The 12,945-nt window shown below is 71.5% G+C and carries 13 protein-coding genes and 1 pseudogene; 5 read left to right on the top strand and 9 right to left on the bottom strand.

All coding sequences use genetic code 11. The annotated features are described in order from the left end of the window. Positions 1-36 precede the first annotated feature (36 nt). Both dksA and fusA read left to right on the top strand, forming a co-directional pair. Entirely contained in the window at positions 37-453 is a 417-nt protein-coding gene (gene dksA / locus BT98_RS0104940; RefSeq protein WP_037249952.1) for an RNA polymerase-binding protein DksA, read from the top strand. Between the two features lie 240 nt (positions 454-693). After that, on the top strand, positions 694-2,820 hold the full coding sequence (fusA, locus tag BT98_RS0104945; protein WP_019463171.1) for an elongation factor G: 2,127 nt from the start codon (positions 694-696) through the stop codon (positions 2,818-2,820). Between the two features lie 579 nt (positions 2,821-3,399). Here fusA and BT98_RS28380 read toward each other — a convergent pair. The 6 genes from BT98_RS28380 to queG form a co-directional block, all read right to left on the bottom strand. After that, complete coding sequence (locus BT98_RS28380) at positions 3,400-4,278, bottom strand: energy transducer TonB (RefSeq protein WP_051544252.1); 879 nt, start codon at positions 4,276-4,278, stop codon at positions 3,400-3,402. A gap of 4 nt (positions 4,279-4,282) precedes the next feature. Further along, positions 4,283-4,732 carry an ExbD/TolR family protein gene (locus BT98_RS0104955; RefSeq protein ID WP_019459600.1) on the bottom strand — a complete coding sequence of 150 codons (450 nt, stop codon included), beginning with the start codon at positions 4,730-4,732 and terminating at the stop codon, positions 4,283-4,285. 11 nt (positions 4,733-4,743) lie between these two features. After that, positions 4,744-5,469, bottom strand: a complete 726-nt coding sequence (locus BT98_RS0104960; protein WP_019459599.1) for a MotA/TolQ/ExbB proton channel family protein — start codon at positions 5,467-5,469, stop codon at positions 4,744-4,746. 47 nt (positions 5,470-5,516) lie between these two features. Further along, complete coding sequence (locus BT98_RS0104965; protein ID WP_026032941.1) at positions 5,517-5,975, bottom strand: hypothetical protein; 459 nt, start codon at positions 5,973-5,975, stop codon at positions 5,517-5,519. 335 nt (positions 5,976-6,310) lie between these two features. Continuing rightward, positions 6,311-7,030 carry a 7-cyano-7-deazaguanine synthase QueC gene (gene queC, locus BT98_RS0104970; protein ID WP_019459597.1) on the bottom strand — a complete coding sequence of 240 codons (720 nt, stop codon included), beginning with the start codon at positions 7,028-7,030 and terminating at the stop codon, positions 6,311-6,313. Further along, on the bottom strand, positions 7,027-8,130 hold the full coding sequence (queG, locus tag BT98_RS0104975; protein WP_019459596.1) for a tRNA epoxyqueuosine(34) reductase QueG: 1,104 nt from the start codon (positions 8,128-8,130) through the stop codon (positions 7,027-7,029). Before queG ends, queC begins: the two co-directional genes overlap by 4 nt. A gap of 104 nt (positions 8,131-8,234) precedes the next feature. On the opposite strand from queG, the gene BT98_RS0104980 reads away from it, so the two are divergent. Continuing rightward, positions 8,235-9,002, top strand: a complete 768-nt coding sequence (locus BT98_RS0104980) for an SDR family NAD(P)-dependent oxidoreductase (RefSeq protein WP_019459595.1) — start codon at positions 8,235-8,237, stop codon at positions 9,000-9,002. A gap of 43 nt (positions 9,003-9,045) precedes the next feature. Beyond that, the gene (locus tag BT98_RS0104985) at positions 9,046-9,504 is read left to right on the top strand and encodes a c-type cytochrome (RefSeq protein WP_019459594.1); all 459 of its coding nucleotides are present in this window, start codon (positions 9,046-9,048) and stop codon (positions 9,502-9,504) included. A gap of 28 nt (positions 9,505-9,532) precedes the next feature. On the opposite strand, the gene BT98_RS0104990 is transcribed toward BT98_RS0104985, so the two are convergent. After that, positions 9,533-10,618 (bottom strand): malate/lactate/ureidoglycolate dehydrogenase, encoded by a 1,086-nt coding sequence (locus BT98_RS0104990; RefSeq protein ID WP_019459593.1) that lies wholly within the window; start codon positions 10,616-10,618, stop codon positions 9,533-9,535. 263 nt (positions 10,619-10,881) lie between these two features. On the opposite strand from BT98_RS0104990, the gene BT98_RS0104995 reads away from it, so the two are divergent. After that, complete coding sequence (locus BT98_RS0104995; protein ID WP_019459592.1) at positions 10,882-11,100, top strand: DUF3126 family protein; 219 nt, start codon at positions 10,882-10,884, stop codon at positions 11,098-11,100. 64 nt (positions 11,101-11,164) lie between these two features. Here BT98_RS0104995 and queF read toward each other — a convergent pair whose 3' ends face one another. Together queF and tgt are read right to left on the bottom strand one after the other, a co-directional pair. Further along, positions 11,165-11,599 carry a preQ(1) synthase gene (queF, locus tag BT98_RS0105000; protein ID WP_051004723.1) on the bottom strand — a complete coding sequence of 145 codons (435 nt, stop codon included), beginning with the start codon at positions 11,597-11,599 and terminating at the stop codon, positions 11,165-11,167. 160 nt (positions 11,600-11,759) lie between these two features. Continuing rightward, a pseudogene (gene tgt / locus BT98_RS0105005) lies at positions 11,760-12,939 on the bottom strand (tRNA guanosine(34) transglycosylase Tgt). Positions 12,940-12,945: the final 6 nt, after the last annotated feature.

Consider the following 12,945-nt stretch of genomic DNA (forward strand, 5'->3'; position numbering starts at 1 on the left):
GCCGCCGGGGCTCACGAAGACTGAGGGATGTACGTGATGCTGGTGACCCTACCGCCGGATTATCGTCCGACCGAATCCGAGTCTTTCATGAACCCTCAGCAGCTGCAGTATTTCCGGCAGAAGCTGCTGCGCTGGCGCCAGGATCTGTTGCGGGAGGCCGGGGAGACGCTGAGCTCCATGGGCCAGGGGGGCATCATCGAGGCCGACCTGGCCGACCGGGCCAGTGTCGAGACCGACCGGGCCCTGGAACTGCGGACCCGGGATCGTGCCCGCAAGCTGATCAGCAAGATCGACATGGCGCTGGAGCGGATCGAGAACGGCACCTATGGCTATTGCGAGGAGACCGGCGAGCCGATCGGCCTGAAGCGCCTGGAGGCCCGCCCGATCGCCACCCTGTCCATCGAGGCGCAGGAGCGCCACGAGCGCATGGAGCGCGTCCACCGGGACGACTGACCGGCGCGGCAGGGCATCCGGGCGTCGTTTCCACGGCCGGAGTGCTGCCGGAGGGGCCGAGGATGCTTGCAATTCCGGCTCCGGCAGCGCAAATGTGCCACCGCGATAGCGGGGGTCCGGCATCCCCCGGGTTCATCCCCGGGTCCACCCTCCCGGGGGCACCCCGGGACGGACCAGAACCCTTGAGTGAGAACCAGTCTGGCGGGCGAGGCGGCGAGGAGCCGCCCCGGTCCCGCCGCAATGCTTACCCGCGCGGCAGGCGCCGCGAGCTTTTGGAGGCCCACCGTGGCGCGTACCCCGCTCGACAAGATCCGGAACATCGGGATCACGGCGCATATCGACGCCGGCAAGACCACCACGACCGAGCGCATCCTCTACTACACCGGCAAGTCCCACAGGATCGGTGAGGTGCACGACGGCAACACCACGACCGACTACATGGAGCAGGAGCGGGAGCGTGGCATCACGATCACCTCCGCCGCCGTGACGGCCGTGTGGCACGACTACCGCATCAACGTCATCGACACCCCGGGCCATATCGACTTCAACATCGAGGTGAACCGCTCGCTGCGCGTGCTCGACGGCGCGGTGTTCATCATCGAGGGCGTGGCCGGCGTGCAGCCGCAGTCCGAGACCAACTGGCGCCTGGCCGACCGCTACAGCGTCCCGCGCATCATCTTCATCAACAAGCTGGACCGCACGGGCGCCGATTTCTACCGCGCCGCGGACACGCTGACCGAGAAGCTGGGCATCAACTGGGTCGCCCTGCAGCTGCCGATCGGCATCGAGGAGAACCTCAAGGGCGTCGTCGACCTGGTCGAGATGAAGGCCCTGATCTGGGAAGGCGACGAGCTGGGCGCCAAGTACCACGAGGCCCCGATCCCCGACGACCTGAAGGAGAAGGCGGACGAGTACCGCCAGAAGCTGCTCGACACCGTGCTCGGCATGGATGACGCGGCGATGGAGCAGTACTTCGAGACGGGCGACGTGGACGTCGCGACCCTGAAGGCCTGCATCAAGAAGGGCACGATCTCCGGCGAGTTCCGCCCGGTCTTCTGCGGCTCCGCCTTCAAGAACAAGGGCGTGCAGCCGCTGCTGGACGGCGTGGTGGACTACCTGCCGAGCCCGGTGGACATCGAGGGCATCAAGGTCGCCCCCGAGGAGGGACAGGACGAGGACGCCGAGCGCCGCGTGATCCCGGCCGAGGAGAACGCGCCCTTCGCCGGCCTGGCCTTCAAGATCATCAACGACAAGTACGGCAACCTGACCTTCGTCCGCGTCTATCGCGGCGTGCTGCGCTCCGGTGACCAGGTCCTGAACACGACCAAGGGCAACAAGGAGCGCGTCGGCCGCATGTTCCAGATGCATGCCGACAAGCGCGAGGAGATCAAGGAGGTCTTCGCCGGCGACATCGCGGCCTTCGTGGGGCTGAAGGACACCGGCACCGGCGACACCCTGGCCTCCGCCGAGGACCCGGTGGTGCTGGAGCGCATGGCCTTCCCGGTGCCGGTGATCGACATCTCCGTCGAGCCGAAGACCAAGGAGGGCATCGAGAAGATGACCCTTGGCCTGCAGAAGCTCGCCGGCGAGGATCCCTCGCTGCGCCTGAAGACCGACCAGGAGACCGGCCAGACCATCCTGTCCGGGATGGGCGAGCTGCACCTGGAGATCATCATCGACCGCCTCCGCCGCGAATACGGCGTGGACGCCAATATCGGCGCCCCGCAGGTGGCCTATCGCGAGACGATCACCAAGGCGCATACCGAGACCTACACCCACAAGAAGCAGTCGGGTGGCTCGGGCCAGTTCGCCGAGGTGAAGATCCAGTTCGAGCCGCTGGAGCGGAACACGGGCATCGAGTTCGTGAACGCCGTGGTCGGCGGCACGGTGCCGAAGGAGTACATCCCGGCGGTCGACAAGGGCATCAAGGTCCAGGCCGACACCGGCGTGCTCGCCGGCTTCCCGACGGTGGACTTCAAGTTCACCCTGCTGGACGGCAAGTACCACGATGTCGACTCCTCCGCCCTGGCGTTCGAGATCGCCGGCAAGGCCTGCTTCCGCGAAGGCATGAAGAAGGCCGGCCCGGTGATCCTGGAGCCGATCATGGACGTGGAGGTCACCACCCCGCAGGACCATGTCGGTGACGTGGTGGGCGACCTGAACCGCCGCCGTGGCGTGATCCAGTCGCAGGACATGGCCGGCACCTCGGTCATCGTCCGGGCGCATGTCCCGCTGAAGGAGATGTTCGGCTACATCTCCAACCTGCGTGGCATGACCAAGGGGCGCGCCTCCTTCTCGATGCAGTTCCACCACTACGATCCGGTGCCGCGCAACGTGGCCGACGAGATCATGAAGGCCAGCGCCTGATTTCGCAGGCGTGAAGGACCGGCCCCTGCCTTGGCGGGGGCCGGACCGGACCGTGACGAAGAACCCCCGCCAGCGATGGCGGGGGTTTTTTCTTGCGCGGTGCCCTGCTTCGGCAAGAGGTTGCCTGGCGATGAGCCCCTGGCCTGGGGGAGGAGTTTCACCATTCCCTCCACCGGGTCGCCTCAGGACTTTGGCATTTTAGTGCTTTAGGATTTTAAGCCTTTGCTTGCCCGGAGGGATGCCGGGTGCGATCCCGCGAGACAGAGCGCATGGATAGGCGATGCTGTGGAATGCGCGGTGCTGTGTTGATTTTATTCCTATAGCGCGGCGTGGATGGTGAAGCAAGGGGCGTTTGCGGTGGCGGTGTCCGTTCCCGTTCCCGGTCGGGGGGAGAGGATCGCCGCGGCCTGTGGCACGGCATTGCGGGTTCGGCCTTCGGCATTGGCCTCTGCCGGTGGTGCCAACCCATCGGATACGGGGCGCGCAGCGTCCTGGCGGCCATGGAGTGCGGCGCCGGACCCCGGGCAGGCCCAGGGGCCGGTGGGCCGGTGTGTTCCGCCCCTCACATGAGGCCCGGCGTCAGCGCCGCGTGACGCTGAAGCTGATCGGCACCGCGGCGCTGAAGGTGTCGTCGCTGAACTCCTCCGGCACCGGCGGCAGGGAGGCGCGCTGCAAGGTTTCCACGGCGGCCTCGTCGAGGAGCTCGCTGCCGCTGCTGCGGGACACCCGGGCCGAGATCAGCGTCCCGTCCCGGCGCATGGCGAAGGTCACGACCACGACGCCCTGGATGCCGCGCATCTCGGCCTCGCGCGGGTAGCGCTTGGCGCGGTTGATCGCGGCCGAGAGCCGTCCGGTCCAGTTCGGCGGCGGCCCGGCGGCGGCCATGCGCGGGCGCGACGGGGCGGCCGGCGCGGCGGTGGCGGCCGGGGGGGTGTATTCGCGGGCCGGGGGCGCCTCGGTGACGGTGGGGCGCGGCGGAGCCGGCTTCGGCGGGGCGGGGCGGGGCGGCGTCGGGCGGGGGGGCGCCGGACGCGGCGGCGGCGGCGGTGCCGGCGGCGGCGGTTCGGGCAGGGGCTCCAGCGCCGGCTCCGGATCGGGTGGCGGGGCCTCGGCGACCTCCGCCGGCTCCGGCTTCACCGGCTCGGTCACGGGCGGCGGCTCGGCCGTCTGCACCGGCGGGGGCTCGGCGGCCTGCATGGGCGGGGGCGGTTCGGCCTCGGTTGGCGGGGGCGGCTCCACGGCCTTGACGGTCTCGGCGGGCGGCGGGGCCGCGGCGGGCTCCGAGGCCTCGGCCGGGTTGTCCGGCGTTTCCTCGGGGGCCATCACCGCCAGCTCGACCGGCATCTCCACCTCGGCGGCCGAAGGAGGGGGCTCGGGGGTCAGGAACAGCGGCACGGCCACCGCCGCATGCAGCACCAGGGAAGTCCCCCAGCCCAGGACCTGCGCGCGCGTTGCCATGGGATCAGCGCGCCTGGACGGGGGGCGTGCCCGGCTCCGCCTCGGCGATCAGCGAGACGCGGGAGATGCCGGCGGCGGTGATGCGGCCCATGACGCGCAGAACCACGCCATAGGGGGTGTCGCGGTCGCCGCGCACATAGACGGGGGTGTCGGGGTCATCCCCCTGGGCTTCCTTGATGCGGGTGCCGACCTCGGCCTCGGGCACCTCGTCCTGCTTGATGAAGGTGCGGCCCTCGCGGTTCACGGTCAGCACCACGGGCGGCTTGGGCGCGGCGACGCGGGCGGCGGAGGTCTTGGGCAGGTTCACGGGAACGCCCACCACCATCATCGGGGCGGCGACCATGAAGATGATCAGCAGCACCAGCATCACGTCCACCAGGGGCGTGACGTTCATCTCGGCGAGCGGGCGCGCGTCGTCCTCGTCGCCGCCGAGATCGGGTCCGGCAAAGGCCATGGTGGAATGCCCTACTCCGCCGCGGCGCGCAGGCGGGTGTTGGCGCGGCGCGACAGGTTGGCGGCCAGGTCCCCGGCGGCGGCCGCGCCTTCCTGGCGGATGCGGGCGATGGCGACGTTGAAGCGGTTATAGGCCATGACTGCCGGGATGGCGGCGAAGAGGCCGATCGCCGTGGCGAAGAGCGCCTCGGCGATGCCCGGCGCCACCACGGCGAGCGAGGTGTCGTTGCTGGCGGCGATGCCCTGGAAGCTGTTCATGATGCCCCAGACCGTGCCGAACAGGCCGACGAAGGGGGCGACGGAGCCGGTGGTGGCCAGGATCGGCAGGCCCGGCTCGGCGCGGCGCAGCGCCTTGGTCAGCATCCCGCGCATGGAGCGTTCCATGCGGTCGCGGAACTCGGCGCGGCTCTCGTCCTCCTCGCGGCCCTCGCGCCATTCGCGCAGGCCGGCCTGGAGGGTCTCGCCCGCCAGCCCGTCCTGCTGGACCGGGGTGCCGGTCGGCAGGCCGTCATGCACGATGCGGGCGAAGCTGCGGACCTGGCGGCGCAGCCGGCCCAGGGTGATGGTCTTCTCGACCATGATCGCCCAGCAGGCGACCGAGGCCAGGATCAGCAGCAGCATCACCACCTTCACCACGATATCGGCCTGCAGGAACAGGCCCAGCATGGTCAGGTCGTGGGGCGGCGGCACCGGCACGGCGGGGAGGGCGGCGGCGGGAAGGGCGGCATCCGGATTCATGGGTCAGACCCTCCGTCTCGGGGTTTCGGTGAAGGGGGCGGGCTGCGTCACTTGTCGAAGCCCACGCCCGGCACGCGCGACGAGGTCGCGATCCGCGGCAGGCAGGCGCTGCGCCCTTCCGGCTCCGGCCCGCAGGCGAGGAGGTCGTTGAGCAGCACGCCGGTGATGCCGTCGCAGGGCAGGCCGGACAGGTCGAAGATCCGGGCCAGCGTCTTGCTGGCGGGCAGAGGGCCGACATCCAGCGCCAGGCGGCGGGCGATCACGCCGTCCTTGCCGAAGAGGATCAGGTCCAGCCGCAGCGGGTCCAGGGCGGTGTCGCCGGGGTTGCGCATCAGCAGCCAGGCGCGGCAGCCGGGCGGCTGCAGGTCGGGCTTCGGCTCCAGCCGGTTCAGCTCCAGGGTGATGGGCTTCGCGGCATCCTGCTGCGCCGCGGCCGGCAGGGCCAGGGCGGTCGCGGCGGTCAGGGAGAGGGCGGCGGTGAGAAGGCGGGACGCAGCCGCCCTCACGCCGCTTCCGCGCCGCGGCGCAGCAGGAAAGGCGGAGGGGCTTTCCGCGTTGGCGCGGCCGGACCGGAGGAGGCTGTTCCGGGTTCGGGGCTGCGGCATGCGGATCTCCGGTGAAAGGCGACGCACAAGGGCGCGGCGCCGCTGCCCCGGCCCAGGGAAGTCCCGGCTGGGGAAGAAAGATGGCGCCGCAGCAATGTCGGGCTGTCTTTCGCTCCTGGCGCGGCGTTTAGCAAGTGAGAATTGCTTGCAAATGCCGCGCCGCAGTCATGTGCCCCACCGGGGGCGTCATCCCGGGGACCCGGCTCCCGGACCCGGCCCGCGCCGCCGGGCTTCCCTCAGCCCAGCGGCTGCGCGACGAAGCCTTCCCAGCCGCGCGCGCGCAGCTCGCAGGCGGGGCAGGTTCCGCAGCCATAGCCCCAGCGGTGGCGATGCGTGCGGTCGCCCAGGTAGCAGGTGTGGGAGTCCTCCACGATCATCTCCACCAGCGCCTGCCCGCCGAGGTCGTGGGCGAGGCGCCAGGTGGCGGGCTTGTCGCGCCACATCAGCGGCGTGTGGAGGACGAAGCGGCGCTCCATGCCGAGGTTGATGGCGACCTGCAGGGCCTTGAGCGTGTCGTCGCGGCAGTCGGGATAGCCGGAATAGTCGGTCTCGCACATGCCGCCGACGAGGTGGCGCAGCCCGCGGCGATAGGCGAGGGCGGCGGCGAAGGTGACGAAGAGCAGGTTGCGGCCGGGGACGAAGGTGTTGGGCAGCCCGTCCTCGCGCATCCGGATCGCGATCTCCGCCGTCATGGCGGTGTCGGAGACCTGGGACAGTGCCTCCAGCGGCAGGGTGTGGTCGGGGCCGAGCTTCGCCGCCCAGTGCGGGAAGCGTTCCGCGAGGCGGCGGCGGAAGGTGTCGCGGCATTCCAGCTCCACCCGGTGGCGCTGGCCATAGTCGAAGCCCAGCGTCTCCACATGGGCGAAGCGGTCCAGCGCCCAGGCGAGGCAGGTGGCGCTGTCCTGGCCGCCGCTGAACAGGACCAGGGCGCCGTCGCCGGAAAGGTTGTCGGTCATGGGGTGATGTCCTCCAGGCGGGAGACGGCCCAGGCGGCGGCCTCCGCCACCACGGGGTCGGGATCGCCGGCGAGGCGGCGTGCCTCGGGCAGCAGCGCGGGGTCGGCCGAATTGCCGATGGCGTAGAGCACGTTGCGGACGAAGCGGTCGCGGCCGATGCGCTTGATGGGGGAGCCCGAGAAGAGGGCGCGGAAGGTGGCGTCGTCCAGTGCGGCCAGTTCCGCCAGGCGCGGGGCGGCGAGGTCCTCGCGGCCGATCAGGGCCGGCTCGGTGGCGGTATGGGCGAACTTGTTCCAGGGGCAGGCGGCAAGGCAGTCGTCGCAGCCATAGATGCGGTTGCCGAGGCGCGGGCGCAGCGCCTCGGGGACCGGCCCCTTGTGCTCGATGGTGAGGTAGGAGACGCAGCGGCGGGCGTCGAGCCGGTAGGGGCCGAGGAAGGCGCCGGTCGGGCAGGCGTCCAGGCAGCGGCGGCACTGGCCGCAATGATCCGTCTCCGGCCTGTCCGGGGCGAGGTCGAGCGTGGTGTAGACTTCGCCCAGGAAGAGCCAGGAGCCGTGCGCGCGGGACACGAGGTTGCTGTGCTTGCCCTGCCAGCCGATCCCGGCCTGCTGGGCCAGCGGCTTCTCGGCCACCGGGGCGGTGTCCACGAAGACCTTGAGCGCCATGGCGGATTCACCGCCGGCGAAGCGGTCCACCATCCAGCGGGCCAGGGCCTTCAGGCGCTTCTTCACCACGTCGTGGTAGTCGCGGTGGCGGGCATAGACGCTGACCGTGCCGCGGTCGGGGCGGGACAGGCTGGCGAGCGGGTCGTCCTCCGGCCCGTAGTTCATGCCGAGGCTGACCACCGAGACGGCCTCGGGCCAGAGCGCCCGGGGATGGCTGCGCTGTTCCGCCCGCTCGGCCATCCAGCCCATCTCGCCATGCATCCCGGCCTCCAGGAAGGCGGCGAGGCGCTCGCGCACCTCCGGCCCGAGATGTGCCCGGGCGAAGCCCACCGCGTCGAAGCCCAGCCGCAGGGCTTCGTTCCGGATGGCATCGCGGGCGGCGTCGGGGGCCGGCGGGGCAGCGGCGGGCCGGGATGGGGCGAGGGTGACGGGCATGGTTCCGGCCCTATCTGTCGCCCCCGGCACCGCGCTGCAAGGATGGACGCGGCCCGGCGGGGGAGTCATGCCGGGCGGTGGTGGCTGAAAGGGAGTCCGGACTGATGGAACAGGAATTCGCGGGGCGGCGCGTGGTGGTGATGGGCGGCAGCCGGGGCATCGGGCGTTCCACGGCGCTGCTTTTCGCGGCGCGCGGGGCGGCGGTGTCGATCTGCGCGCGCGGCGCCGGGACGCTGGAGGAGACGCGGCGGGAGATCGCGGCGCTCGGCGGCCCGGCCCATGCCGGGGTGGCGGACCTGTCGCGGGAGGCGGACATCGTCCGCTACATCCCCGAGGCGGCGGCGGCGCTGGGGGGGATCGACGTGCTGGTGAACAACGCCTCGGGCTTCGGCATGTCGGATGACGAGGCGGGCTGGGCGGCTTCGCTGAATGTCGATGTGATGGCGGTGGTGCGGGCGAGCCACGCGGCGCTGCCCTTCCTGGAGGCCTCGCCGCGGGAGAGGGGCGGCGGCAGCATCGTCAACATCGCCTCGATCTCGGCGATGCGGGCCTCGGCGCGCTCGGCGCCCTATGGGGCGGTGAAGGCGGCGGTGATCCACTACACCGGCAGCCAGGGGAAGGTGCTGGCGCGCCGGGGCATCCGCGCGAACTGCGTGGCGCCGGGCTCCATCGAATTCCCCGGCGGGATGTGGGAGCAGCGGCGGCTGGCGGGGGAGAGGCTCTATGCCGACACCCTGGCCACGATCCCCTTCGGCCGGCTGGGCCGCCCGGAGGAGGTGGCCGAGGTGGTCGCCTTCCTGGCCTCGTCGCGGGCGAGCTGGGTGACGGGGCAGTGCATCGTGGTGGATGGCGGCCAGCTCGTCGGCCCGTGAGGACGGGGGCCGAGGCCATGGCCGGGACGGGTGCGAAGCCGCCATGACCCGCTCGCGCGCCCTGCTGCTGCTCTGGCTGGCCGCCGCCATGCTCGGCGCGGGCGCGCTGGCCCTGCTGGTGCCCGGCGGCCCGGGGGAGGAGGCGCCCGCCCGGCGCGGCGATGCCGGCCAGCCGCTGGAGGCGCTGCTGGCCGGGGCCGAGCCGGCGGCGGGGGCGCGCCTTTTCCGCCGCTGCGCCGCCTGCCACACCATCGGCGCGGGCGGTGCGGACCTGAACGGGCCGAACCTGCACGGGGTGATGGGGGCGCCCGTGGCGGGCAACCGGCCGCGCTACGGCTACACCCAGGCGCTGCGGCAGGCGGGCGGGGTGTGGACCCCGGCGCGGATGGATGCGTGGCTGCGCGACCCGCAGGGCTTCGCGCCCGGGAACCGGATGGCGTTTCCCGGCCTGAAGGACGCCCGGGAGCGGGCGGAGCTGATCGCCTATCTCGGCGGGCGATAGGGGAAAGACCCCGCCGTCCCGGTCTCCGTCACCCCTCGGCGCGCACGCCTACCGTGGCGGCGGCGGCCACGATGCCCGCCCAGCTGGTCTCGTCGATCGGGATGCCCTCGGCGAGGCGCTGCGCCATGGTCCGGCGCTCCGGCTCCCCGGCGACCAGCACCTCCTCGCCCGGCTGCGGCGGGGAGGCCTTCACATGCGCGATGCAGGCCGCGACCTCGCGCTGGAACGCCGCCACGTCGCCCAGGCGGGCGGGGTCGAAGACGAAGCTGAGCATGTTGTTGACGATGCCGCGCCGGGGGGTGTCGTCGCCGGTGTTGGGGCCGCCGCCGCTGAGGCCGCCGGCCAGAACCTCGCACATCAGCGACAGGCCGAAGCCCTTGTGCCCGCCGAAGGGCAGCAGGGAGCCATGGGCGCCCTTGCCGTCGGCATTGCCGGCGCCGCTGTCCTGCGTGCCGTAGAGGGCATTGGGATCGTCCGTCGGCCGGCCCTCGGCATCCAGCAGCACGGGGGCGGGCAGCGTCTTGCCGGCATTGCGGGCGACGCGGACCTTGCCCATGGCGATGGCGCTGGTGGCGAAGTCCAGCACCAGGGGTGGCTGGCCCTCGCCACAGGGCACGGCGATGCAGAAGGGGTTGGTCTGCAGCCGCCCGTCGCTGCCGTTGTGGGGGGCGACGAAATAGCTGGGGCCGAGCCGCACATTGGCGAAGTGGATCGAGACGAGCCCGGCGGCGGCGGCCATCTCGCCGAAGGCGCCGATGCGGGCGAGGTGGTGGGAGTCGCGGATCGCCGCCACGGCGATGCCGGTGGTGCGCACGCGGCCGATGGCCCAGCGCATCACCTCCCGCCCGATCACCTGGCCGAAGGCGTCGCGCGCATCCACCACGGCGAAGGGGCCGTCGTCGCGCAGGAAGCGGGGCGGGGTGTTGGGAACGAGGAACCCATCCCTGCGGTCCTGGAGGTAGTCCGGGATCAGCCCGACGCCATGGCTGTCATGGCCCTTGAGATTGGCCTCGACCAGATCGGCGGCGACGGTCGCGGCTTCCTCGGGCGTGCTGCCGGCAGCCTGGAAGATGCTGGCGGTGAGGGTTTGCAGGCGATCGCGGGCGATCAGCATGGCGGTTTCTCGCTCCCTTTGGCGGATTCTTGGGCTCTGGTTCCTGCCCAAAAGCCTGGACGCGGCGGCGCGCAGGCACAAGCCGCGCGGGCCGCATGGCGGCCACCGGAGGGGCGGGAAAAGGGCATGCGGTGCGCGGCCACAGGCGGAACAAATCGGTTCCGCGCGGAATCCATTACCCGTTTGGGCATTCCATGTGCGGGCCGAAGGGACTATCTGCCCCCGGTCCAGACGTCTTTTCTTCAAGTCACGGTGATTGTTTCATGACCCCTGCCGAGATCGCCCAGGTCCAGGCCCATCTGCGCAAGCAGTTCAACAACCAGCAGATCGTGGTGGCCGCGCCGAAGCGGCGCGGCGGCAGCGTGGAGCTGCGGATCGGCGACGAGTTCATCGGCACCATCCACCGCGATGCCGAGGATGGCGAGGTTTCCTATGCCATCCAGATGGTGGTGCTGGCCGAGGACCTGAACCAGATCGACTGATACGGCTGGCGGCCGGCCCTATGGCCGGCCCTGGCGCTGGCCCCCGGCCGTGGAGCCGCCCCGTTCAGCCCCGGCCGCGATAGCCCGGCACGTCCTGCGGCGGAATCCAGACGCCTTCCGGCGGGGCGCCGGTCTGCCAGAAGACGTCGATCGGGATGCCGCCGCGCGGATACCAGTAGCCGCCGATGCGCAGCCAGTGCGGCTTCAGCTCCCGCACCAGCCGGTCGCCGATCTCCACCGTGCAGGCCTCGTGGAAGGCGCCATGGTTGCGGAAGGAGGTCAGGTAGAGCTTGAGCGACTTGCTCTCCACCAGCCATCCGTCGGGCACGTAGTCGATCACCAGATGCGCGAAATCCGGCTGTCCCGTGATGGGGCAGAGCGAGGTGAATTCCGGCGCGGTGAAGCGGACGCAGTAGCGCTTGCCCGGATGCGGGTTCGGCACGCGCTCCAGCCGCGCCTCCTCCGGCGAGGCGGGCTGCCGCGCGTGCTGGCCGAGCATGGTCAGCCCCGCCAGCGGATCGGTCCGCGGCAGGTCGGCCGCGCTCTCGTGGCCGGGGGTGGGGCGGCCGGTGGTGCCGGAAGAGGTGTCGTTGTCGCTCATGGGTCTGCACTCGCTGCGGGGCCGGGTTCGCGCGGGGAATCGCCGCCCACGGGGTCGCCTACGGGATCGGCCATGGGATCGGCCATGGGGTCGGCCGGGGCGCGGCCGGCGGAAGGGGCGTTGGGCTGGCCCGTGGGGGCGGCGGCCGATGCGGCGGCGCCCTCGGCCCAGCCGGCCTCGATGCGCGCGGCCTCGTCCTCGAACCGCCCTTCCAGGATGGCGCCGCGTAGGCGTGCCATCAGGGTCTGGTAGTAGCGGATGTTGTGCCAGGTCAGCAGCATCGGGCCGAGCATCTCCTCGGCCTTGAAGAGGTGGTTCAGATAGGCGCGCGTGTGCCGCGTGCAGGCCGGGCAGTCGCATTCCGGGTCGAGGGGGCGCGTGTCCTCGGCGAATTTCGCGTTCCGCAGGTTCATCACGCCGCGCGAGGTATAGGCCCGTGCGGTGCGGCCGGAGCGCGTCGGGATCACGCAGTCGAACATGTCGATGCCGCGCCGGACGGCGCCGATGATGTCGGAGGGCGTGCCGACGCCCATCAGGTAGCGCGGCTTGTCCCGGGGCAGCAGCGGCGTGGTGACGTCGAGGGTGGAGAACATCATCTCCTGTCCCTCGCCGACCGCGAGGCCGCCGACCGCATAGCCCTCGAAGCCGATCCCGGTCAGCGCCCGCACGCTTTCGGCGCGCAGGCCGGCATAGACGCTGCCCTGCACGATGCCGAAGAGGCCGTAGCCGGGGCGGGGCACGAAGGCCTCGCGGCAGCGGGCGGCCCAGAGCATGGACTGGCGCATGGACCGCGCAGCCTCCTCCTCCGTGGCGGGGAAGGGGGTGCACTCGTCCAGGCACATGGTGACGTCGGCATCCAGCAGGTTCTGGATCTCGATGGAACGCTCGGGCGTGAGGCGGTGCTTGGAGCCGTCGATATGCGAATGGAAGGTGACGCCATCGGCATCCATCTTCCGCAGCTTGCTCAGCGACATGACCTGGAAGCCGCCGGAATCCGTCAGGATCGGGCCTGACCAGTCCACCATGCGGTGCAGCCCGCCCAGGCGGCCGACGCGCTCCGCGCCGGGGCGCAGCATCAGGTGATAGGTGTTGCCCAGGATCATGCGGGCGCCGGTGGCGCGCACCGCGTCGGCGGTCATCGCCTTCACCGTGCCGGCGGTGCCCACGGGCATGAAGACCGGCGTCGGCACCTCGCCATGCGCGGTGTGCAGCGTGCCGGCACGGGCGCCGCCATCCATGGTCTG

Source organism: Roseomonas mucosa ATCC BAA-692, from assembly GCF_000622225.1.
In the GTDB taxonomy this organism is placed as follows: domain Bacteria; phylum Pseudomonadota; class Alphaproteobacteria; order Acetobacterales; family Acetobacteraceae; genus Roseomonas; species Roseomonas mucosa.

Excerpts from the sequence above, each read along its gene's own strand:
- BT98_RS0104960 (WP_019459599.1), bottom strand. The coding sequence starts at position 5,469 with ATGAATCCGGATGCCGCCCTTCCCGCCGCCGCCCTCCCCGCCGTGCCG.
- fusA (WP_019463171.1), top strand. The coding sequence starts at position 694 with ATGCTTACCCGCGCGGCAGGCGCCGCGAGCTTTTGGAGGCCCACCGTG.
- dksA (WP_037249952.1), top strand. The coding sequence starts at position 37 with ATGCTGGTGACCCTACCGCCGGATTATCGTCCGACCGAATCCGAGTCT.
- BT98_RS0104990 (WP_019459593.1), bottom strand. The coding sequence starts at position 10,618 with ATGCTGATCGCCCGCGATCGCCTGCAAACCCTCACCGCCAGCATCTTC.
- queG (WP_019459596.1), bottom strand. The coding sequence starts at position 8,130 with ATGCCCGTCACCCTCGCCCCATCCCGGCCCGCCGCTGCCCCGCCGGCC.
- BT98_RS0104955 (WP_019459600.1), bottom strand. The coding sequence starts at position 4,732 with ATGGCCTTTGCCGGACCCGATCTCGGCGGCGACGAGGACGACGCGCGC.
- queC (WP_019459597.1), bottom strand. The coding sequence starts at position 7,030 with ATGACCGACAACCTTTCCGGCGACGGCGCCCTGGTCCTGTTCAGCGGC.
- BT98_RS0104985 (WP_019459594.1), top strand. The coding sequence starts at position 9,046 with ATGACCCGCTCGCGCGCCCTGCTGCTGCTCTGGCTGGCCGCCGCCATG.
- BT98_RS0104980 (WP_019459595.1), top strand. The coding sequence starts at position 8,235 with ATGGAACAGGAATTCGCGGGGCGGCGCGTGGTGGTGATGGGCGGCAGC.
- BT98_RS0104995 (WP_019459592.1), top strand. The coding sequence starts at position 10,882 with ATGACCCCTGCCGAGATCGCCCAGGTCCAGGCCCATCTGCGCAAGCAG.
- BT98_RS28380 (WP_051544252.1), bottom strand. The coding sequence starts at position 4,278 with ATGGCAACGCGCGCGCAGGTCCTGGGCTGGGGGACTTCCCTGGTGCTG.
- queF (WP_051004723.1), bottom strand. The coding sequence starts at position 11,599 with ATGCTCGGCCAGCACGCGCGGCAGCCCGCCTCGCCGGAGGAGGCGCGG.